Consider the following 20,268-nt stretch of genomic DNA (forward strand, 5'->3'; position numbering starts at 1 on the left):
GGTCAACACCCGGCGGCGTTTTCGTTTTTGACGCCACCGGCGATCTGGCCTTTAGTGATTCGGCTTGGAGGGCAGGATGACCAAGGCAGAACTGATCGGCCGCATGGCCGCAGCGGCGAACATCAGCCGCGACCAGGCGAAATCGGCGCTGGAGGCCTTTACCGACGGCGTGGCCGAGGCTCTGACCAAGGGGCAGGACGTCAAGCTGATCGGCTTCGGCAGCTTCGTCGCCGTGGATCGCAAGGCCGGCGTGGCCCGCAATCCCCAGACCGGCGCCGCCGTGGCCCGGCCAGCGTCCCGCACCGCGCGCTTTCGTCCAGGGGAAGGCTTGAAAAGCGCCTTGAACGGTTGAGGCGGGAAGGGCATAAGCCCGTCTCCGATTTGAGGGCGGCTAGCTCAGCTGGTCAGAGCATCTCGTTTACACCGAGAGGGTCGGCGGTTCGAACCCGTCGCCGCCTACCATAACAAAAGGCCGCCGGAGCGATCCGGCGGCCTTTTGCATTTTTGGCTCTCTCTTCAGATCAGAAGCGGAAGCTGGCCCGCAGCAGCAGCGAATAGCGGACGTAGTCCTCCAGCAGTTCCGCGTCGCCCGTCAGCGACAGCATCCCCAGCTCGTTGCCGAAGTTCAGGCGGAAGCCCAGGATCGGTCCGCCGCCCTCGATGGCGTCCGGCGACAGGATGAAGTCCGGGCCGCCGCTGGCGAAGCGGGCGATGGTCTCGCCGGCGTCCACCGAGATGTTCTGGCGATAGCCGACGCGCAGTTCGGGGCGGATCCAGCCGTTGCGGCCGAAACCGTAGCCGATGTTCATCGCCGCCACGGCCGAGAAGATGTGGCTGTCGCGCGAATCGATGTCCAGATCGAAGCCGTCGCCCCCGCCGCTCTCGCTGCGGGCGCCTTCCGACAGGCGGAAATACTCGCCGTAGATTTCCGGCCGCACGTTCAGGCGGCCGAAGTTCCGCTCATAGCTGGCGCCGCCCGCGACGGCGGCGGTCCAGCCGTGCCAGTCGGACTTGTTGTTCAGATAGACGCCGCTGGCGACCAGTGAGCGGTCTGCGTTGAAGCTGGCGTAGCCGCCGGCCGCGCGGGCCCAGGTCGTCCAGTACTGGCCCTGGGCGCGCCAGTAGAGACCCAGTTCCAAGAGGTTGGCGGACAGGACCTCTTCGGCTTCGGACTCGGGGTCCTTGATGTCCGAGGAGGTGAAGGCGGCAGAGATGCCGACCGCGCCGACGCTCGTGCCCTTTTCCACGCCGCCCGCCACGCCGAAACCCTCGGAGCGGAAGCCGTAGGAATCGGTCTTGTCCTTGTCGGCATAGAAGTTGATCTCCTGCACCCAGGCGCTGGTCTCGCCCGGCGCGGCGACGGCGTTGCGGCCGGTCAGGGCGCGGGTCACGGCGTCGACGCCGGCCGACAGCGACATCAGCGGACCGCCCGAGTGGTCGGGCAGCATCTGCTCATAGGCGTCGATGAAGCCGTCTCGGGTCGTCTGCGACAGGAACAGGTTGCGCACCGTCTCATTGGACCCCAGGGCCGCATAGACGGCGTCGTAGGCCGAGGCCTCGACCGGGATCAGACTGGCCTCGGCGGCCGTGCGGCGACGGGCGTCGACATAGACGGTGTTGGCGGCCTGATTGACCCCGGCCTCGACCACATAGAGGTAGGGCGAATTGTCGGTCAGCTGGCTTTGGTTGATCTGGCCGACGTTCAGCGAGCCGGCGGTGATGATGTTGAACCGCTCGGGCCCGTCCAGCAGGGATGAGAAGCGCACGCCCAGCTTGGACCCGGTGGCCAGGGTCGCATTGCCGCTGACGTTGAAGCCGCCGGCGCGGTCGTTGGCCGGGTCCAGATTGACCAGCAGCGACCCCTCGGCGCCCACGTTCAGGCTGGAGATGCCGACGGCGCCGGTCTGGGTCGCGTTCAGCGTCCCCTTGCCGATGTTGATGTCCAGCAGGTTGTCGCCGTTCTTGATCGCGCCGGTCACCACGGCGCCGCCGCTGATGTTCAGCTTGTCCGCCCCGGCGCCGAAGTCGATGTCGCCGTTGACGACGCCGTTCTCGATATTGAGCGTGTCGGCGCCCGAGCCCAGCTTGATCGCGCCGACGATGGCCGGTTCATTGGCGTCCGGCACGCCGTCCTTGTCGGTGTCGACCGCCGTGCTGCCGGCGGGAGCGGGAATGCCATACTGGCGCAGGGTGACGCCGCTGGTGTTGGCCGACAGGTCGATGGCGGTGACGGTTCCCGTCACCGGGTTGGTGTCGGCGGTGTTGGGGGTGAGCGAGCCGATGATGGAGCCGGCGTTGTTCAACTGGGTCAGAGCGCCCGACTGATCGCGGATGACCACGGCCGAACCCTGGTTGCCGCCGAAGGAGGCGACCAGATTGCCGGTGTTGGTCAGGGAGCCGACGTTGGCGCCCGCGCCGATCAGAATGCCCGTCGCACTCTGGGTCTCCTTGCCCGAGGCCACGGCCTGAATGGCGCCGGTGTTGACGATGGCGGGCGCGGTCACGCCCGAGCCGATCCACAGGCCGGTGGCGCTGGCGTCCACGGCGGTGGAGGACACGCCGCCCTCGTTGCGCACGCCGCCCGCGACATTGACCGCCTGGCCGCCCGTGACGCCCAGCTGCACGGCGCGCGATTCGACGCCGGAATACAGGCCGGACGCCGTGATGGAGCCGCGATTGATCAGGCCATAGGCCGCATCGCCCGTTCCGACGGCGCCCAGATTCACCGCCTGGGTGGTCGAACCCACCAGCAGGGCGGGCGCGCCGCCCAGCGAGGTGATCGAGGCGGTCGTCTCGCTGGCGTCGGGGATGCCGTTGCCGTTGCGGTCGGGATCGTCGCGGTTCTTGATGCCGTCGCCGTCGTCGTCCTCGTCGCCGTTCTTGACGCCGTCGCCGTCGTCATCGCCCTCGATGCCTGCGGCGGAATAGGCCAGCGCCTTGTCCAGCAGGACGCCGCCCGCCACGCTCGCGCCGATGCGCACCGCGGGTCCGCCCTGCAGCAGGTCGTCGGCGTCCAGTTCGTCCAGGAACAGGGTCGAGGCGTTGTCGAAGGCGCCCGTCGCCGGACGCGCCGGCGGCGGGGTGGTGTAGCGATAGCCGGTGGCGACGACGGAGGAGTGGATCTTCACCGCCCCGCCCACATCGCCCTCGATCGACACGCCGGTCGCATTGGCCCCCAGGGCCGAGATCGAGCCGGACAGCTCGACATTGCCGGAGACCGGGCCGGTCGTGCGGATGCCGGCCGTATTGTCGCCGGTCACGCGGATCGTGCCCAGGCTTTGCAGCTTGCCGTTCAGGCCGGTCTCGACCGCCAGGCCGTAGGAGTTGTTGCCTTCGACCGTGATGGCGCCGGTGCTTTCGACCAGGACGTTGCCGGTGAAGGGCGCGGGGCCGACCACGCGCACGCCGTAGCGGCCGGTTCCGGTGGCGAAGGGACCGTCCAGGTCGCCGTCGCCGTCGACATCCTTCACGTCAGCCGCTTCCTGGGTGTCGTTGACGGTGATGGCGCCGCCGACGATGACCGATCCGGTGTTGCCGCCGTTGACCAGCAGGCCGGTCGAGCCGTCGGCCGACTTGTCCATGGTGATGGAGCTGCCGCTGTCCAGGTCGACCGTGTGGTTGGAGTTCAGCGTCACGGCCGCGCCGGATGTCACCGCGACGCTGCCGCCGCTGGCCAGGCGAATATTGTCAGGGCCGGTCCCGGTCGCGTTGGACGTCTGGATCGGCGTGGTGCGGGCGTTTGAGATCACGATCTCGGCCTGAGAGCCGGTGGCGACCATCAAAGGGGCGATCGCCACGGCGCTCGCGAGCAGAATACGCATTCGGTAGAAACCCCTGGTGGTCACGCACAACGGTACAGGCGACCCCTTAGCAGGGTCTGCGGCAGCCTTCCTCAAGTTTATCGAATTTGAGGCGAATACAAGGCCGCAACTGCCGGATCGTCGGCCTATGCCGTGACTGACGTTCTGACAAATCCAAGCTTTGCGGCGAATACGGAGCGATTTGGCGGGGCTGCTCTTGAGCTTTGCCACGGCCGGGTTTACGGGCGACGAAAGGCTTGGCGCCGCGTCGCGACGACGCATCCAACGAACCCCTTCGGCGTTCGACAGCCCCAGCCATACGAGAACGCCCCATGAGCATGACCGACCTCGACGTCCAGGAAAGCGAACTCCGGTTGATTCCGGGGCTGGACGTGGAAGTCGCCGACACGCTGCGCGCCCTGAAGGCGGCCGCGATGGACGACCGGCCGCGGCTGGTGGACACCACCATGCTGTATGCGCCGCGATCCGGGGGCGTGAAACGCTATCTCCTGTCCAAGAAGGCGTGGATAGAGGCCAACCGCCCGGGGGTCAGCCATTCGCTGATCGTGCCGGGCGCGCGGCACAAGGCAGGCGCGGACGGGGTGGTGCGGCTGCGCGCCACCAAGCTGCCGTTCGGCGACGGCTACCGCTGGCCGACGTCGGTCAAACGTTGGAGCGCCTGGGTCGCCGCGATGAAGCCGTCGATCATCGAGGCTGGCGACCCCTACACGCCGGGGCAGGGCGCTCTGGAGGCCGGACAGCGGGTCGGATGCCCCGTCGTCGGCTTCTGTCATTCGGACCCGGCGGGTCTGGCGGCGCTGCATTTCGGCGAATGGGCCAAGAAGCCGGTCGAGAAGCGCTGGGCGCGTCTGTTTTCGCAGTTCGACCGGGTGGTTTCGCCGAGTCGGTTCATCGCCCGACGGTTGGAAGAGGCTGGCGTGGACAATATCGTCATCCGCCCCCTGGGCGTCGAGATCGACACCTTCCGGCCCGAACGCCGCGACCGGCAATGGCTGCTGGACCGACTGGGCCTGGACCAGGACGCGCGCCTGCTGTGCTTCGCCGGACGGCCGGCCAAGGAAAAGAACGTCGACGTGCTGATCGAAGCGGTCCAGAAGCTGGGCGCGCCCTATCATTTGGTCTTGGTCGGCGCCGGGTCGGGCATGCCGGACGAGGACCGGGTCATCTCCCTGCCTTACGAGACGGACCCCCGCGCCGTCGCCAAGATCATCGCCAGCTGCGACGCCTTCGTTCACGCCAACGACAAGGAGCCGTTCGGCCTGATCGTGCTGGAGGCCATGGCCTGCGGACGGCCGGTCGTGGGCGTCAACGCCGGCGGCGTGGCCGAAACCGTGGACGATACGGTCGGGCAACTGGCCGCGCGCGCCGAGGCGACGGACTACGCCGAAGCGGTCGAGGCCCTGTTTGCGCGCGATATCGAGGCAATCGGCCGGGCTGCGCGCGAAAAGGCCGTCAGTCAGTTCGCGTGGAACCGCGTGTTCGAGGATCTGTGCGCCGTCTATGGCCAGCTGACCGGCGAGGCGACCTTCATGACGCCTGACGCGGGACTGCAACTGCACTGAGCTTACGACGGTCTTCAGGACAGGCCCTTGGAACCCAGGGCCGAGTTTCCGTCGCTGGGTTCATTCGAACATCGATGCGAGCCCCCTGGGTTCCGGGTTCGTCCTTCGGACGCCACGGAATGACGGCGCTGAGTTATCGACTGAATTCGAGGGCGGGACCCGTCCGCGCAGGCGGGGGCGCGCCACTTCTTTATAACGATGTCAGAAAAAGAAGTGGCGCGAGTGACGGGGCTCGAACCCGCGACCTCCGGCGTGACAGGCCGGCACTCTAACCAACTGAGCTACACCCGCGTACCTGCGACGAAACTTTTGAGCTGTTTCGAAAGCTTCTTGGGAAGGCGGTGTGCGCCACTCTTTCTATCTCTAGAGAGAGTGGCGCGAGTGACGGGGCTCGAACCCGCGACCTCCGGCGTGACAGGCCGGCACTCTAACCAACTGAGCTACACCCGCGTTTCCCGGCCGAAGCGGCTGTGCGCCCCGGCGAGGGGCGTCGTTTAGGCGGCTCGACCCAGCGCGTCAAGCGACCTTTTCGGAGAAAGACGTCGGTCAGCGCGACGGGGCTGTGGACGGCGCCACGACGGCCGCCTGGGGCGGACTGTGCGGACCGGCCAGGCCGCCCGCTGCAGGCTCCTGAGCGGCGACGGCGGGGGCGGGCGGCTCGTAATGGACGCCGACGCCCGGCCCCAGCGGCAGGTCGAAGGCGACCCAGGCCGCCACCATGCAAAGCCCCGCGATCAGAAACGCCCCGGCGTAGGGCAACATGGTGGCCATCAGCGACCCCAGGCCGAATCGCGGATCCCATCGCTGGGCGAAGGTCAGGATCAGCGGAAAATAGCTCATCAGCGGCGTGGCGATGTTGGTCACAGAATCGCCCATGCGATAGGCGGCGGTCGTCATCTCGGGCGAGATGCCCAGGAGCATGAACATGGGCACCACGATGGGCGCCAGGGCCGACCACTTGGCCGAGGCCGATCCGATGAACAGGTCGAAGAAGCAAGAGACGAAGACCACGCAGATCAACAGCAGCGGGGCGGGCAGGGCGATGCTTTTTAGCCCGGCCGCCGCATGGACCGCCAGGATCGGCCCCAGCCCCGACCAGTTGAACATGGCCACGAAATGGGCGGCGAAGAAGGCCAGCACGATGTAGGGCGCCAGCTGGGCGATGCCGTCGCGCATCATGGCCACCAGATCGCGGTGCGACTTGATCGCGCCCGATCCTGCGCCGTAAGCCCCGCCCGCTACGAAGAAGGTGACGGCGAAGAAGGCGACCAGCGAGCGGTACAGAGGGTTGAACCGCTGCTCCGGATCGGCGTCGGGATCCACGAAGGGGGAGCCGGGCAGGGCGGTGATCAGAGTCCACAGCGCCATCATGCCCAGCACCGCCAGGCCGGCGAAGGCCAGGCCGCGCTTCTCGGCTGCGGTCAGGGGCTGTTTCTCGTTGGCGGCGGGGGCGGCGACGCCCTCGGCGGGCTTCCATACCCCCAGGCGCGGTTCGATGACCCGGTCGGTGAGGAACCAGACGATGGGGGTGAAGACGAGGACGACGCCGACGATGAAGAACCAGTTGCCGGCGATGTTGACCGAATAGGATGGGTCGATCAGCCGGGCGGCCGGCTCGGTGATTCCCAGAATCAGGGCGTCGCTGGCGCCCGGGAACAGATTGCCGGCGTATCCGCCCGATACGGCGGCGAAACCGGCCGCAAGGCCCGCCAGCGGATGACGCCCCGCGGCGGCGAAGATCACCGCAGCCAACGGTATGACCACGACGTAGGAGGCGTCCGACGCATGGTGCGAGACCATGCCGGTGATGACCACGACCGGCGTCAGGATCACGCGCGGCGCATTCAGCAGGGCGCCGCGAATGGCCGTGGCGAAGAGGCCCGTCCGCTCGGCGACCGAGGCGCCGTATATGATGGTGATGACGATCCCCAGCGGCGGGAAGTCGGCCAGGGTGCGCGGCATGCCGATGATCAGCCGCTCCAGATTTTCGCCCGACAGCAGGCTTTGCGCCGCCAGCCGGTCGCCGGTGACGGGATTGACCGCCGACCAACCCAGACCCGCCCCGATCAGGCTCAGCACGATCAAGCCGCCGATCAGCCACAGGAACAGGAAGACCGGATCAGGCAGCCGATTGCCGATCCGTTCGACGGCGTTCAGGGCGCGGCTGGCGACGCTCATTCGGATGACTTTCGGTTACGCGAGAGAGGTCGCCATAGGGCTTTGACCACGCAAGACGCGCAAGCGCCGGGCCTGCGACATATGGCGCGCAAACTTGCGATCCATTCTCAATGAAAAGCCAATGTCCGCAGGGGTTTGAACGGCGACGTTGTTGGGTCTAAGAAGCGCCGAATCCCGCCTCTCCCCGGCGGACGAGGTTCTTCGAATGAACGCATTTCTTCTAGAATATCTGCCCGTGCTGGTGTTCGCCGGCGTCGCGGCCTTCATCGGCATCCTGTTCATCGCGCTGCCGCTGCTGCTGGCGCCGAAGAACCCGGATAGCGAGAAGCTGTCGGCCTATGAGTGCGGGTTCAACGCCTTCGACGATGCGCGCATGAAGTTCGACATCCGCTTCTATCTGGTGTCGATCCTGTTCATCATCTTCGACCTGGAAGTGGCGTTCCTGTTCCCGTGGGCGGTGTCGATGTTCGACCTGTCGCATGCCGGCATGGTGTTCGCCTTCTGGTCGATGATGGTCTTCCTGGGCGTTCTGACCATCGGCTTCATCTACGAATGGAAGAAGGGAGCCCTGGAATGGGAGTAGTCGCCGCTTCCAAGCCCGCCGGCCTGGTGTCCGCATCGGGCGCGCCGCTGGTTCCGGCCGGAGCCGCCGCGCGTTCGACCGTCGAGGGCTATGACCCTAAGGTCCACGACAAGTTCTTCGAGGCCGTGAACATGGAGCTGGGCGAGCGCGGCTATCTGGTCGCCGCCGCCGATGACGTGATCAACTGGGCGCGCACCGGCTCGCTGATGTGGATGACCTTCGGTCTGGCCTGCTGCGCCGTCGAGATGATCCAGATGTCGATGCCGCGTTTCGACGTCGAGCGCTTCGGCATGGCGCCGCGCGCCAGCCCGCGCCAGTCGGACCTGATGATCGTCGCCGGCACCCTGACCAACAAGATGGCCCCCGCCATCCGCAAGGTTTACGACCAGATGCCCGACCCGCGCTACGTCGTGTCGATGGGCAGCTGCGCCAACGGCGGCGGCTATTATCACTACAGCTACAGCGTCGTTCGCGGCTGCGACCGCGTGGTGCCTGTGGACGTCTATGTGCCGGGCTGTCCGCCCACGGCCGAGGCGCTGCTGTACGGCCTGCTGCAACTGCAGAAGAAGATTCGTCGCACGGGGACCATCGACCGATGACCTCTTTGGCTGTTCAGGCCCAGCACGAGGCCGTTCTGACGCCGCTGGGCGCCGAGATGGTCGGGGCCTTGGGCGTCGAGGCCCAGGTGGCCTTTGGCGAACTGACGCTGGTGGCGCCGCGCGACCGGATCGTCGAGGTGATGACCGCGCTGCGCGATCAGTTCGGGTTCCAGCAACTGCTGGATCTCTGCGGCGTGGACTACCCGGATCGCAAGGAGCGGTTCGAGGTGGTCTATCACCTGATGTCGTTGACCCGGAACGCGCGCCTGCGCGTCAAGGTGTCGACCGATGAGGTGCAGCCCGTTCCGTCGATCATCGCCGTCTATCCGGCCGCCAACTGGTTCGAGCGCGAAGCCTACGACATGTACGGCATGCTGTTCTCGGGCCACCCCGACCTGCGCCGCCTGCTGACGGACTATGGTTTCGAGGGGCATCCGCTCCGCAAGGACTTTCCCATGACGGGCTATGTCGAGGTCCGTTACGACGAGGAACAGCGCCGCGTGGTCTATGAGCCGGTCAAGCTGACGCAGGAGTTCCGCACCTTCGACTTCCTGTCGCCGTGGGAAGGCGCCGAATACCCTGCGCCGGTCCTGCCGGGCGACGAAAAGGCGGGAGGCCAGGCGTAATGGCTGACGGAAACCCCACCGTGGCGCCGCTGGGCGTGGACGTGTTCGAGGACGACCTGGACACCCGCACCGCCCACGCGCGCGAGATGGAAGACCGCAAGTTCACCATCAACTTCGGCCCGCAACACCCGGCCGCGCACGGCGTGCTGCGCCTGGTGCTGGAGCTGGACGGCGAGATCGTCGAGCGCGTCGATCCGCACATCGGCCTGCTGCACCGCGGCACCGAGAAGCTGATGGAGGCGCGCACCTATCTGCAGAACGTGCCGTATCTGGACCGGCTGGACTACGTCTCGCCGATGAACCAGGAGCACGCCTTCTGCCTGGCCATCGAGAAGCTGCTGGGCATCGAGGTTCCGTACCGGGCGCAGCTGATCCGCGTCCTCTATTCGGAAATCGGCCGCATCCTGTCGCACATGCTGAACGTGACGACCCAGGCCATGGACGTCGGCGCCCTGACGCCGCCGCTCTGGGGCTTCGAGGAACGCGAAAAGCTGATGGTGTTCTACGAGCGCGCCTGCGGCGCCCGTCTGCACGCCAACTATTTCCGTCCGGGCGGCGTCCACCAGGACCTGCCGATGGACCTGATCGACGACATCGGCCGCTGGTGCCAAGAGTTCCCGCCGGCGCTGAAGGACATCGAAAGCCTCGTCACCGAAAACCGCATCTTCAAGCAGCGCAACGTCGATATCGGCGTGGTCTCGAAGGAACAGGCCCTGGCCTGGGGCTTCACCGGCGTCATGCTGCGCGGATCGGACATCGCCTGGGACCTGCGCAAGTCGCAGCCCTATGAGTGCTATGCCGAACTGGAGTTCGACGTTGTGGTCGGCAAGAACGGCGACTGCTGGGACCGATATCTGGTGCGCATCGAAGAGATGAAGCAGTCGGTGCGGATCATGGAGCAGTGCATCCATAAACTGCGCAACTGCCCAGGCGAGCCGGTGATGATCGAGAACAACAAGATCGTGCCGCCGCGTCGCGGCGAGATGAAGCGGTCGATGGAATCGCTGATCCACCACTTCAAGCTCTACACCGAAGGCTTCTCGACGCCCGAGGGCGAGGTCTATGCCTCGGTCGAAGCCCCCAAGGGTGAGTTCGGCATCTATCTGGTGTCGGACGGCACCAACAAACCCTATCGCGTGAAGATTTCGGCGCCGGGCTTCCGCTCGCTGCAGGCGATGGACTGGATGAACCGGGGCCACCAGCTGGCCGACGTGTCCGCCATCCTGGGCTCGCTCGACATCGTTTTCGGAGAAGTGGACCGATGAGCGTTCGTCGTCTCGCCAAGGACCAGCCCGCCTCGTTCGCCTTCTCGGCCGACACGATGGCCAAGGCCGAATGGTGGATCAAGAAATACCCGGAAAGCCGTCGTCAGTCGGCGGTGATCCCGGTTCTGTGGCTGGTGCAGAAGCAGGAAGGCTGGGTGTCCGAACCCGCCATCCGCGCCATCGCCGAGCTGCTGGGCATGGCCTATATCCGGGTGCTGGAGGTCGCGACCTTCTACACCATGTTCATGCTGGAGCCGGTCGGCAAGACCGCGCTGATCCAGGTGTGCGGCACCACGCCGTGCATGCTGCGCGGCGCCAATGAACTGATGCGCGTCTGCAAGGAGAAGATCGGTCCCAAGGATCATCTGTCCGCCGACGGCCGCTTCACCTGGCAGGAAGTAGAATGCCTGGGCGCCTGCTCCAATGCGCCGATGGCCCAGATCAACGACTACTATTTCGAGGACCTGACGCCCGAGACGATCGGCCAGATCATCGACGACTTCGCCGCCGGCAAGACGCCGGAGCGCGGGTCCTATGTCGGTCGCACCAATGCGGCGCCGGAGGGCGGGCCCAAGACCCTGCTGGACGCCAAACTGTATGACGGCTCGGCCGCCAAGCCGATCAAGAAACTGCCGAACAGCGACCCGGCCCCGGCCGAGAAGGCCCCGGCCTGATGTCGCCGCCCGATCTGAACACCGACGAGGGCCGCGCGGCCTATCGCAAGGAACTGCGGGGCGTGGGTCGTCCGTTGCGCGCGGGCGGCCTGGCGATGGTCGTCGGCGCCGCCATGTTGATCCTGATCTCGCGTCAGGGCGTGGTCGGGCCATGGGCGGTCAACGTCTCCTACTTCATGCTGGCGGCTGGCTGGGCGATGGTCATCGCCGCCATCTGGATGCGCACCCGCCACCACAAGCGCCGTCTGGCGGAAGGACTCTGAGGGCCATGGTCGGCATTCTCGAAGACAAGGACCGGATCTTCACCAACCTGTACGGCTTCCATGACTGGGGCGTAGAGGGGGCGAAGCAGCGCGGCGCGTGGAACGCCACCAAGGACATGCTGGACCTTGGCCGCGACTGGATCATCAACAACGTCAAGGCCTCGGGGTTGCGTGGCCGTGGCGGCGCCGGCTTCTCGACCGGCCTGAAGTGGTCGTTCATGCCCAAGGAAGTGAAGGATCGTCCTCACTACCTGGTCATCAACGCCGACGAATCCGAGCCCGCGACCTGCAAGGACCGCGAGATCATGCGCCATGATCCGCACCTGCTGATCGAAGGCGCGCTGATCGCCAGCTTCGCGATGCAGGCCCACGCCTGCTACATCTATCTGCGCGGCGAATACGTGCTGGAGCGCGAACGGATGGAAGCCGCCGTCAAGCAGGCCTATGAGGCCAAGCTGATCGGCGACGGCAACGTCCACGGCTGGGACTTCCACGTCTATATCCACCACGGCGCCGGCGCCTATATCTGCGGCGAAGAGACGGCTCTGCTGGAATCGCTGGAAGGCAAGAAGGGCCAGCCGCGCCTGAAGCCGCCGTTCCCGGCGGGCGCGGGTCTGTACGGCTGCCCGACCACGGTGAACAATGTCGAGTCCATCGCCGTCGTCGGCACCATCCTGCGTCGCGGCGCCGACTGGTTCGCCGGCTTCGGTCGTCCGAACAACACCGGCACCAAGCTGATGTCCCTGTCGGGTCACATCAACACGCCGTGTGTGGTCGAGGAGGCCATGTCGATCCCGCTGCGTCAGTTGATCGAGGATCACGGCGGCGGCGTTCGCGGCGGCTGGGGCAATCTGAAGGCCATCATTCCCGGCGGCGCGTCCTGCCCGGTCATCACCCGCGAGCAGGCCGAGACGGTCCTGATGGACTTCGATTCCATGCGCGAGATGCGTTCGTCGCTGGGCACCGCCGGCGTGACCGTGATGGACGAGTCGACCGATATCGTGAAGGCCATCGCCCGCATCAGCTACTTCTTCAAGCACGAGAGCTGCGGCCAGTGCACGCCGTGCCGCGAGGGCACCGGCTGGATGTGGCGCGTGCTTGAGCGGATGGCCGTGGGTGAGGCCGATCCTTCGGAAATCGACCTGCTGCTGGATGTCGCGGGCCAGGTCGAGGGCCACACCATCTGCGCCCTGGGCGACGCCGCCGCCTGGCCGGTTCAGGGCCTGATCCGTCACTTCCGTCACGAGATCGAAGAGCGGATCGCCAACTACCGCAGCCGCCGCGCGAACTTCGCCGGCCACGCCATCGCCGCGGAGTAGGGATGCGCCTATCACCCGCCATCGTGATCGGAGCCTTCGCTCTCGCCGCTTGCGGCGAGCGTGACCCTGCGCCCACGCCTGCGGAAAAGGTCTCGGCCGAGGTGAAGACGTCGGACGGGGTGCAAACCGCGCCGAAGGTCCTGACCGTTGGCGAACTGCGCCGGGTGTGCCGGGCTGGTCTGGCCCAGATACACGGCCAAACGCCGTCGGCGATCACCCTTGACGGGGTTCAGGACGGGGTGTTGCGCGCCTCGTGGCGGGCGCCGGTCGACGGCGGCCGGATGCGCGCCGAGTGCCGCGTCGAGAACGATCTGATCGTGTGGAAGCCACTCGATCTGCCCGATGCAACGCTCGTTCGCTGGATGAACCAGTCGGGCGATCCGGTGATCCGCTACGTCATGGACGGCGAGACGATCACCATCACACAGACGCTCCCGGATGGGACGACGGAACGCGCCGATCTGGCCGTTCCCGCTGAAGAAGAGGCCCGCTGATGCCAGTCGCCAAGGTCAACGGCGTCGAAACCGAGTTCGAGCCCGGCATGACCGTGCTCCAGGTCGCCGAACGCGCGGGGCAAGAGATTCCGCGCTTCTGCTACCACGAGCGCCTGTCCATCGCCGGCAACTGCCGGATGTGCCTGGTTGAGGTGAAGCCCGGACCGCCGAAGCCGCAGGCCTCGTGCGCGCTTCCGGCCGCCGATGGCCAGGAAATCTTCACCGATACGCCGATGGTCAAGAAAGCCCGCGAGGGGGTGATGGAGTTCCTGCTCATCAACCACCCGCTGGATTGCCCCATCTGCGATCAGGGCGGCGAGTGCGATCTTCAGGACCAGTCGGTCGGCTATGGCCGCGACGGCTCGCGCTATTCGGAGAACAAGCGCGCGGTCGAAGAAAAGGCGATGGGTCCGACCATCAAGACCTTCATGACGCGCTGCATCCAGTGCACGCGCTGCGTCCGCTTCATCACCGAAGTCGCCGGGGCGCCGGACATCGGCATGATCTCGCGCGGCGAGGACGCCGAGATCACGACCTATCTGGAGAAGTCGGTCGCGTCGGAATTGTCGGGGAATGTCAACGATCTGTGCCCGGTCGGCGCCCTGACGCACCGTCCGTGGCAGTATCACTACCGTCCGTGGGAACTGAAGAAGACCGAAACCATCGACGTCATGGACGCCCTGGGCTCGAACATCCGCGCCGACTATCGCGGGTCCGAGGTCATGCGCGTGCTGCCCCGCGTTAATGAGGGCATCAACGAGGAGTGGCTGTCGGACAAGAGCCGCTACGTCGTCGATGGCCTGACCGCCCGCCGTCTGGACCGTCCGTGGATCCGCGAGAACGGCAGGCTGCGCGCCGCATCGTGGAACGAGGCGCTGGACGCCGTGGCCGCCAAGCTGAAGGCCGCGCCGGCCGACCGCATCGGCGTGATCGCCGGCGACCTGCAAGACGCCGAGTCGATGAAGGCCACGCTGGACCTGTTCCGCGCCCTGGGTTCGAAAAATACTGACTGCCGCCAGGATGGCGCGGCCCTGGGCTATGGCCCACGCGAGGGCTGGCTGTTCAATTCCGGCCTGGAAGGCATTGAAAAGGCGGACGCCATTCTGATCGTGGGCGCCAATCCCCGCGTCGAGGCCCCGCTGCTGAACGCGCGCCTGCGCAAGACATGGCTGAAGGGCGACGTCGAGATCGGCGTCATCGGCGAACAGGCCGATCTGACGTTCGACTACGCCTATCTGGGCGCTGGAACCCAGACGCTGGGCCAACTGCCCAAGTCGGCGATGGACATCCTGACCAAGGCCGAGCGTCCCGCGATCATCGTTGGTTCCGGCGCGCTGGGCGGGGAGGGCGGCGCGGCCGTCCTGAACGCCCTGGGCGCCCTGGCCAAGACCGTCGGCGTCGTCACGGATGGCTGGAACGGCTTCAACGTCCTGCACCATGCCGCCGCCCGCGTCGCTGGTCTGGACATGGGCTTCGTGCCGGCCCAACCCGGTGAAAACGGGGGCGGCCTGACGGTGGCCGAGATGCTGAAGCCGGACGCGCTGGACGTGCTGTTCCTGCTGGGCGCCGACGAGGTCGATCCGACCGGCTCAAACGCCTTCCGCGTCTATCTGGGCAGCCACGGAGACCGAGGCGCGCACGGCGCGGACGTCATCCTGCCGGGCGCGGCCTACACCGAGAAGTCGGGCCTCTACGTCAACACCGAGGGGCGGGTGCAGATGGCCGAACGGGTCGTCTTCCCGAAAGGCGAGGCCAAGGAAGACTGGGCCATCATCCGGGCCCTGTCGGCGCGCGTCGACAAGACCCTGCCGTACGACACGCTGGAGCAACTGCGCGCCAAGCTGATGGGCGATCATCCGACCTTCGGCCGGATCGACTATCTGCCCGCGCCGGCGACGTTCGACGTGGCGGCCCTGGGCGCCAAGGGCGATCTGGGCGACCGCGCCTTCGTGTCGGCCGTGGCCGACCCGTATCTTTCCAATCCGATAGCGCGCGCCAGCGCGACGATGGCCGAGTTGTCCGCCCTGCGGATCGCCCCGGTCGCTTTGGCGGCGGAGTAAGTCATGGACCCCGTTTCCTTCTGGGCCACCCCGCTGGGATGGACGCTGATCACGCTCGGTCAGGTTCTGCTGATCACCGTCGGCGTGCTGATCGCCGTCGCCTTCCTGCTGCTGGCCGACCGCAAGGTCTGGGCCGGCGTGCAGATGCGTAAAGGGCCGAACGTCGTCGGTCCCTTCGGCCTGCTTCAATCGTTCGCGGACATGATCAAGTTCGTGCTGAAGGAGGTCGTGATCCCGGCCGGCGCCGACAAGGCCGTCTTCATCATCGCCCCGATCATCACCGTGATCCTGGCCTTCATGGCCTGGGCTGTCATCCCATTTGCGCCCGGCTGGGTGGTGTCGGACCTGAATGTCGGCATTCTGTACATCTTCGCCGTGTCGTCGCTGGGCGTTTACGGCATCATCATGGGCGGCTGGGCTTCGAACTCGAAGTATCCGTTCCTGGGTTCGCTGCGTTCAGCGGCGCAGATGGTGTCCTATGAAGTCTCGCTGGGCCTGATCATCATCAATGTGATCCTGCTGGCCGGCACCATGAACCTGTCGGCCATCGTCGAGAGCCAGAAGGGCATGTTCTGGAACTGGTACGGTTTCGGCGGCGGCGCCGATACCTGGCCGCTGGTCGTGATCCTGTTCCCGATGTCGATCATCTTCTTCATCTCGGCCCTGGCCGAGACCAACCGTCCGCCGTTCGACCTGCCTGAGGCCGAGTCCGAACTGGTCGCCGGTTATCAGGTGGAATACAGCTCGACCCCGTATCTGCTGTTCATGATGGGCGAGTACGTCAACATCGTCTTCATGTCGGCTATGATCAGCCTGCTGTTCTTTGGCGGCTGGAACCCCGGCGTGCCGCAGGCATGGATGGACAGTCTGCCGGCCTGGATCGCCTATGCGATCTACCTGCTGACCTTCATGGCCAAGACGGTCTTCTGGTTCGTCATGATCTCAATGGTGAAGGCCTTCGTGCCGCGCTATCGCTACGATCAGCTGATGCGCCTGGGCTGGAAGATCTTCCTGCCGACCTCGCTGGTGGCGGTCGTCATCGTCTCGGCCTGGCGCGTGTTCGTGGTGGGGTCGTGATGGTCGCGCCGAAGACGCCTGCTTTCAAGGATAAGTGCTGATGTTCACCCGTATCGTCCAGGCGACCAAGGGCGCGATGATGCTGGACGTCATCGGCGCCATCGGCCTGTCGCTGAAATATATGGCGCGGCCGAAGATGACCGTGAACTATCCGTTCGAGCGCAATCCGCAGTCGCCGCGCTTCCGCGGCGAGCATGCGCTGCGTCGCTATGCGAACGGCGAGGAACGTTGCATCGCCTGCAAGCTGTGCGAAGCCATCTGCCCCGCCCAGGCCATCACCATCGAGGCCGAGCCGCGCGCCGACGGCAGCCGCCGCACGACCCGCTACGATATCGACATGGTCAAATGCATCTACTGCGGCCTGTGCCAGGAGGCCTGCCCGGTGGACGCCATTGTGGAGGGGCCGAACTCGGAGTTCGCCGTCGAGACGCGCGAAGAGCTGCTCTACGACAAGCAACGCCTGCTCGATAACGGCGACCGCTGGGAACGGCAGATCGCCAAGAATCTGGAACTCGACGCGCCTTACCGCTAGAGCGTGATCCCGAAAAGTGGCTACCGGTTTTTCGGACAAGATCACGTTCCACTACAGTTGCCGTTCAAGACCTCTTCAAGAGGAAGAGGTCTTGAACTAGGCAGCATCTCGCTAAACGGGTCGCCGATTCCAAACGGGGTCGCGGCCGATACGAAAGGGGCTTCGTCCCGACATGCTGCAAGGCATAGCCTTCTATCTGCTGGCGGCGGTCGCCACGGTTTCCGGCCTTCTGGTCGTGACCGCGCGCAACCCGGTGCACAGCGTTCTGTGGTTGATCCTGGCCTTCTTCTCGTCGGCAGGTCTGTTCGTCCTGCTGGGGGCCGAGTTCCTGGCGATGCTGCTGGTCGTCGTCTATGTGGGCGCGGTGGCGGTGCTGTTTCTGTTCGTCGTCATGATGCTGGACGTGGACTTCTTGAAGCTGCGGGAGGGCTATGCGCGCTATCTGCCGCTGGGTGCGATCATCGCCGCCGTACTGCTGGCCGAGATGATCATCGTGTCTGTCGCCGTGGTTCAGGGCGGGGCTGCGGCGGGCGTGCCGGCGCCAGGCGCGCCGGACGCCAGCGTCACCAATGTCGAGGCCATCGGTCGCGTGCTCTACACGGATTACGTCTACTTCTTCCAGGCGGCCGGGATCGTGCTGCTGATCGCGATGATCGGCGCCATCACCCTGACCCTGCGCCACAAGCCGCATATCAAACGCCAGAACCCTGGCGATCAGGTGAACCGCGACCGTCTGAAATCAGTCGAGATCAAACCCGCCGCGACGGGCGAGGGCGTCAGCGCCGAGGAGCTTCTGTGATGATCGGCCTGACCCACTATCTGACGGTCGCTGCGATCCTGTTCACCATCGGGGTCTTCGGCATCTTCGTGAACCGCAAGAACGTCATCATCATCCTGATGTCGATCGAGCTGATCCTGCTGGCCGTGAACATCAACTTCGTCGCCTTCTCGACCTATCTGAACGAGATCAGCGGGCAGATCATGGCGATGTTCGTCCTGACCGTCGCCGCCGCCGAGGCCGCCGTCGGCCTGGCGATCCTGGTGACTTTCTTCCGTAACCGCGGCGACATCGCCGTCGACGACGCCTCCGTGATGAAGGGTTGAGCGTGACTTTCCATACCCTCGTCATTCTCGGGATTTTCGCCCCGCTGCTGGGCGCGGCCATCGCCGGCTTCTTCGGGCGCCGCATCGGCAACATCCCGTCGCAGGCCGTCACGACCGGCCTGCTGTTCTTCTCGTGCGCCGTCGCCTGGACGGTGTTCGGGCAATGGACCTGGGGCCATCTGGAGCCTTTCACCATCCGCCTGGCGCCGTTCATCAACGTCGGCGACTTCCAGTCGGCTTGGTCGATCCGCATCGACGCCCTGTCGGCGACAATGCTGATCGTGGTGACCAGCGTGTCGTCGCTGGTCCACCTGTATTCCTGGGGCTACATGGCCGAGGACGACAGCCGACCGCGCTTCTTCGCCTATCTGTCGCTGTTCACCTTCATGATGCTGGCGCTGGTGACGGCGGCCGACTTCATGCAGATCTTCTTCGGTTGGGAAGGGGTGGGCCTGGCGTCCTATCTGCTGATCGGCTTCTGGTTCAAGAAGCCGACGGCCAGCGCCGCCGCCATCAAAGCCTTCGTGGTCAACCGCGTCGGCGACTTCGGCTTCGTCCTGGGGATCATGACGATCTTCTGGATGTACGGCACGATCAACTTCGCCGAACTGTTCCCGCTGATCGCCACAAAGGCCGGCACGACTTGGGAGTTCCTGGGCGTCCAATGGTCCGCGCTGGACCTGGCCGGTTTCCTGCTGTTCATCGGCGCGATGGGCAAGTCGGCCCAGTTCTTCCTGCACACCTGGTTGCCGGACGCGATGGAAGGTCCGACGCCCGTATCGGCCCTGATCCACGCGGCGACCATGGTCACCGCCGGCGTCTACATGGTCTGCCTGCTGAGCCCGATCTATGAATATGCGCCGGGCGCGTCGCAGATCATCGCCATCATTGGCGCGATCACGGCGCTGTTCGCCGCGACGGTCGGTCTGACCCAGAACGACATCAAGCGGGTCATCGCCTATTCGACCTGTTCGCAGCTGGGCTACATGTTCTTCGCTGCTGGCGTCGGCGCCTATCAGGCCGCCATGTTCCACCTGTTCACGCACGCCTTCTTCAAGGCCCTGCTGTTCCTGGGCGCCGGTTCGGTGATCCACGGCATGCACCACGAGCAGGACATGCGGAAAATGGGCGGTTTGTGGAAGCTCCTGCCCGTCACCTATGCGGTCATGACCATCGGCACCATCGCCATCACCGGCCTGGGCATCCCTGGCGTCGGCGGTTTCGCGGGCTTCTATTCCAAGGACTCGATCATCGAGAGCGCCTACGCCTCGGCGGCCTCGGGTCACTCGGCCATCGGCCTGTTCGCCTTCTTCGTCGGCATCATCGCCGCCGGTCTGACGGCCTACTATTCGTGGCGCCTGGTCTTCATGACCTTCCACAACAAGCCGGTGTGGAAGGAAGAGGGCGACGCGCATCATGCCGCCCATCACGGGGATGATCACGCCTCGCACGCCCAGCTGGAAACGCACTCCGAACCGGTCACGGACGACCACGCGCACCACGGTCATGCTCATGACGACCATGGCCATCATGGCCCGCTGAAGCCGCACGAGAGCCCGCTGGTCATGCTGATCCCGCTGATCCTGCTGTCGGTCGGCGCGGTCGCCGCCGGCTTCGTCTTCGCGCCGCACTTCATCGGCCATCACGAGGGCGAGTTCTGGCGCGGGGCCATCTTCACCGGAGCGCACAATCACGTCCTGCACGAGAGCCATTCGGTCCCGACCTGGGTGAAGTGGTCGCCGCTGATCCTTACCCTGATCGGTACAGCCTTCGCCTACTGGATCTATGTCGCCCGCGAAGGCATGGGCCGTCGCATGGCCGAGCGGAACGGCGTCATCTACCGCTTCCTCTACAACAAGTGGTATTTCGACGAACTGTACGACGTCGTCTTCGTGCGCGGCTTCCGCGCCGTCGGGAACTTCTTCTGGAAGGTCTGCGATGTGAAGCTGATCGACGGGCTGGGGCCGAACGGCGCCGCCTGGGTGTCGCTGAAATCCGCCGCTCGACTGGCCAAGATCCAGTCCGGCTATGTCTATCACTATGCCTTCGTGATGCTGCTCGGGGTGGCTGGCTTGCTCACCTTCGCCATCCTCGCGTGGGGAGCCTGATCT

18 protein-coding genes and 3 tRNA genes are annotated in these 20,268 nt (G+C 65.7%); 17 read left to right on the forward strand and 4 right to left on the reverse strand.

Annotated features, from left to right (window positions below):
• The first annotated feature begins 76 nt into the window (after positions 1-76).
• A complete protein-coding gene (locus ACYX4P_RS10475; RefSeq protein WP_248116274.1) occupies positions 77-352 on the forward strand; it encodes an HU family DNA-binding protein in 276 nt (91 codons plus the stop codon).
• 33 nt (positions 353-385) lie between these two features.
• Positions 386-462, forward strand: a tRNA-Val gene (locus ACYX4P_RS10480).
• Between the two features lie 59 nt (positions 463-521).
• Here ACYX4P_RS10480 and ACYX4P_RS10485 read toward each other — a convergent pair.
• Positions 522-3,821: an autotransporter outer membrane beta-barrel domain-containing protein gene (locus ACYX4P_RS10485; RefSeq protein WP_248116276.1), complete on the reverse strand. Its 3,300-nt coding sequence runs from the start codon at positions 3,819-3,821 to the stop codon at positions 522-524.
• A 311-nt stretch (positions 3,822-4,132) separates the two neighbouring features.
• Here ACYX4P_RS10485 and ACYX4P_RS10490 point away from each other — a divergent pair, with 311 nt between their 5' ends.
• Positions 4,133-5,383 (forward strand): glycosyltransferase, encoded by a 1,251-nt coding sequence (locus ACYX4P_RS10490; RefSeq protein ID WP_248116278.1) that lies wholly within the window; start codon positions 4,133-4,135, stop codon positions 5,381-5,383.
• Positions 5,384-5,597: 214 nt separating this feature from the next.
• Here the strand turns inward: ACYX4P_RS10490 and ACYX4P_RS10495 are convergent.
• From ACYX4P_RS10495 to ACYX4P_RS10505, 3 genes are all read right to left on the reverse strand, one after another.
• Positions 5,598-5,674, reverse strand: a tRNA-Asp gene (locus tag ACYX4P_RS10495).
• Positions 5,675-5,756: 82 nt separating this feature from the next.
• Positions 5,757-5,833: transfer RNA gene (locus ACYX4P_RS10500), tRNA-Asp, on the reverse strand.
• Between the two features lie 96 nt (positions 5,834-5,929).
• A complete protein-coding gene (locus tag ACYX4P_RS10505) occupies positions 5,930-7,561 on the reverse strand; it encodes an AbgT family transporter (protein ID WP_248116280.1) in 1,632 nt (543 codons plus the stop codon).
• A gap of 205 nt (positions 7,562-7,766) precedes the next feature.
• On the opposite strand from ACYX4P_RS10505, the gene ACYX4P_RS10510 reads away from it, so the two are divergent.
• The 14 genes from ACYX4P_RS10510 to nuoL all read left to right on the forward strand — a co-directional run bounded on the left by ACYX4P_RS10510 (position 7,767) and on the right by nuoL (position 20,265).
• Positions 7,767-8,144 (forward strand): NADH-quinone oxidoreductase subunit A, encoded by a 378-nt coding sequence (locus ACYX4P_RS10510; protein ID WP_248116282.1) that lies wholly within the window; start codon positions 7,767-7,769, stop codon positions 8,142-8,144.
• Positions 8,114-8,743 (forward strand): NuoB/complex I 20 kDa subunit family protein, encoded by a 630-nt coding sequence (locus ACYX4P_RS10515; protein WP_248116284.1) that lies wholly within the window; start codon positions 8,114-8,116, stop codon positions 8,741-8,743. The genes ACYX4P_RS10510 and ACYX4P_RS10515 overlap by 31 nt, the downstream gene beginning before the upstream one ends.
• A complete protein-coding gene (locus ACYX4P_RS10520; protein ID WP_374322955.1) occupies positions 8,740-9,369 on the forward strand; it encodes an NADH-quinone oxidoreductase subunit C in 630 nt (209 codons plus the stop codon). Before ACYX4P_RS10515 ends, ACYX4P_RS10520 begins: the two co-directional genes overlap by 4 nt.
• 86 nt (positions 9,370-9,455) lie before the next feature.
• Positions 9,456-10,634, forward strand: coding sequence for an NADH-quinone oxidoreductase subunit D (locus ACYX4P_RS10525; RefSeq protein WP_248117248.1), 1,179 nt, complete (start codon positions 9,456-9,458; stop codon positions 10,632-10,634).
• Complete coding sequence (nuoE, locus tag ACYX4P_RS10530) at positions 10,631-11,308, forward strand: NADH-quinone oxidoreductase subunit NuoE (protein WP_248116286.1); 678 nt, start codon at positions 10,631-10,633, stop codon at positions 11,306-11,308. Before ACYX4P_RS10525 ends, nuoE begins: the two co-directional genes overlap by 4 nt.
• The gene (locus ACYX4P_RS10535) at positions 11,308-11,571 is read left to right on the forward strand and encodes a hypothetical protein (RefSeq protein WP_292023269.1); all 264 of its coding nucleotides are present in this window, start codon (positions 11,308-11,310) and stop codon (positions 11,569-11,571) included. The genes nuoE and ACYX4P_RS10535 overlap by 1 nt, the downstream gene beginning before the upstream one ends.
• A gap of 5 nt (positions 11,572-11,576) precedes the next feature.
• Positions 11,577-12,890, forward strand: a complete 1,314-nt coding sequence (gene nuoF / locus ACYX4P_RS10540) for an NADH-quinone oxidoreductase subunit NuoF (RefSeq protein WP_248116290.1) — start codon at positions 11,577-11,579, stop codon at positions 12,888-12,890.
• A 2-nt stretch (positions 12,891-12,892) separates the two neighbouring features.
• The gene (locus ACYX4P_RS10545) at positions 12,893-13,384 is read left to right on the forward strand and encodes a hypothetical protein (RefSeq protein ID WP_248116292.1); all 492 of its coding nucleotides are present in this window, start codon (positions 12,893-12,895) and stop codon (positions 13,382-13,384) included.
• Positions 13,384-15,444 carry an NADH-quinone oxidoreductase subunit NuoG gene (nuoG, locus tag ACYX4P_RS10550; RefSeq protein WP_248116294.1) on the forward strand — a complete coding sequence of 687 codons (2,061 nt, stop codon included), beginning with the start codon at positions 13,384-13,386 and terminating at the stop codon, positions 15,442-15,444. The genes ACYX4P_RS10545 and nuoG overlap by 1 nt, the downstream gene beginning before the upstream one ends.
• Positions 15,445-15,447: 3 nt before the next feature.
• Positions 15,448-16,521 (forward strand): NADH-quinone oxidoreductase subunit NuoH, encoded by a 1,074-nt coding sequence (gene nuoH, locus ACYX4P_RS10555; RefSeq protein ID WP_248116296.1) that lies wholly within the window; start codon positions 15,448-15,450, stop codon positions 16,519-16,521.
• A 40-nt stretch (positions 16,522-16,561) separates the two neighbouring features.
• Positions 16,562-17,053 (forward strand): NADH-quinone oxidoreductase subunit NuoI, encoded by a 492-nt coding sequence (gene nuoI / locus ACYX4P_RS10560; protein WP_017503987.1) that lies wholly within the window; start codon positions 16,562-16,564, stop codon positions 17,051-17,053.
• Between the two features lie 172 nt (positions 17,054-17,225).
• A complete protein-coding gene (locus ACYX4P_RS10565) occupies positions 17,226-17,852 on the forward strand; it encodes an NADH-quinone oxidoreductase subunit J (RefSeq protein ID WP_248116298.1) in 627 nt (208 codons plus the stop codon).
• Positions 17,852-18,157 (forward strand): NADH-quinone oxidoreductase subunit NuoK, encoded by a 306-nt coding sequence (gene nuoK / locus ACYX4P_RS10570; RefSeq protein WP_017503985.1) that lies wholly within the window; start codon positions 17,852-17,854, stop codon positions 18,155-18,157. Before ACYX4P_RS10565 ends, nuoK begins: the two co-directional genes overlap by 1 nt.
• A 2-nt stretch (positions 18,158-18,159) precedes the next feature.
• Positions 18,160-20,265: an NADH-quinone oxidoreductase subunit L gene (nuoL, locus tag ACYX4P_RS10575; RefSeq protein ID WP_248116300.1), complete on the forward strand. Its 2,106-nt coding sequence runs from the start codon at positions 18,160-18,162 to the stop codon at positions 20,263-20,265.
• The last annotated feature ends 3 nt before the right edge of the window (positions 20,266-20,268 follow it).

This window comes from Brevundimonas sp. ABV4_179 (genome assembly GCF_056311945.1).

Bases quoted from the DNA above. Each gene is read 5' to 3' on its own strand.
- ACYX4P_RS10545 (WP_248116292.1), top strand. From the start codon at position 12,893: ATGCGCCTATCACCCGCCATCGTGATCGGAGCCTTCGCTCTCGCCGCT.
- ACYX4P_RS10520 (WP_374322955.1), top strand. From the start codon at position 8,740: ATGACCTCTTTGGCTGTTCAGGCCCAGCACGAGGCCGTTCTGACGCCG.
- ACYX4P_RS10565 (WP_248116298.1), top strand. From the start codon at position 17,226: ATGCTGCAAGGCATAGCCTTCTATCTGCTGGCGGCGGTCGCCACGGTT.
- ACYX4P_RS10525 (WP_248117248.1), top strand. From the start codon at position 9,456: ATGGAAGACCGCAAGTTCACCATCAACTTCGGCCCGCAACACCCGGCC.
- nuoG (WP_248116294.1), top strand. From the start codon at position 13,384: ATGCCAGTCGCCAAGGTCAACGGCGTCGAAACCGAGTTCGAGCCCGGC.
- nuoH (WP_248116296.1), top strand. From the start codon at position 15,448: ATGGACCCCGTTTCCTTCTGGGCCACCCCGCTGGGATGGACGCTGATC.
- ACYX4P_RS10535 (WP_292023269.1), top strand. From the start codon at position 11,308: ATGTCGCCGCCCGATCTGAACACCGACGAGGGCCGCGCGGCCTATCGC.
- ACYX4P_RS10510 (WP_248116282.1), top strand. From the start codon at position 7,767: ATGAACGCATTTCTTCTAGAATATCTGCCCGTGCTGGTGTTCGCCGGC.
- ACYX4P_RS10515 (WP_248116284.1), top strand. From the start codon at position 8,114: ATGGAAGAAGGGAGCCCTGGAATGGGAGTAGTCGCCGCTTCCAAGCCC.
- ACYX4P_RS10485 (WP_248116276.1), bottom strand. From the start codon at position 3,821: ATGCGTATTCTGCTCGCGAGCGCCGTGGCGATCGCCCCTTTGATGGTC.
- nuoI (WP_017503987.1), top strand. From the start codon at position 16,562: ATGTTCACCCGTATCGTCCAGGCGACCAAGGGCGCGATGATGCTGGAC.
- nuoK (WP_017503985.1), top strand. From the start codon at position 17,852: ATGATCGGCCTGACCCACTATCTGACGGTCGCTGCGATCCTGTTCACC.
- nuoE (WP_248116286.1), top strand. From the start codon at position 10,631: ATGAGCGTTCGTCGTCTCGCCAAGGACCAGCCCGCCTCGTTCGCCTTC.
- nuoF (WP_248116290.1), top strand. From the start codon at position 11,577: ATGGTCGGCATTCTCGAAGACAAGGACCGGATCTTCACCAACCTGTAC.
- ACYX4P_RS10505 (WP_248116280.1), bottom strand. From the start codon at position 7,561: ATGAGCGTCGCCAGCCGCGCCCTGAACGCCGTCGAACGGATCGGCAAT.
- ACYX4P_RS10490 (WP_248116278.1), top strand. From the start codon at position 4,133: ATGAGCATGACCGACCTCGACGTCCAGGAAAGCGAACTCCGGTTGATT.
- ACYX4P_RS10475 (WP_248116274.1), top strand. From the start codon at position 77: ATGACCAAGGCAGAACTGATCGGCCGCATGGCCGCAGCGGCGAACATC.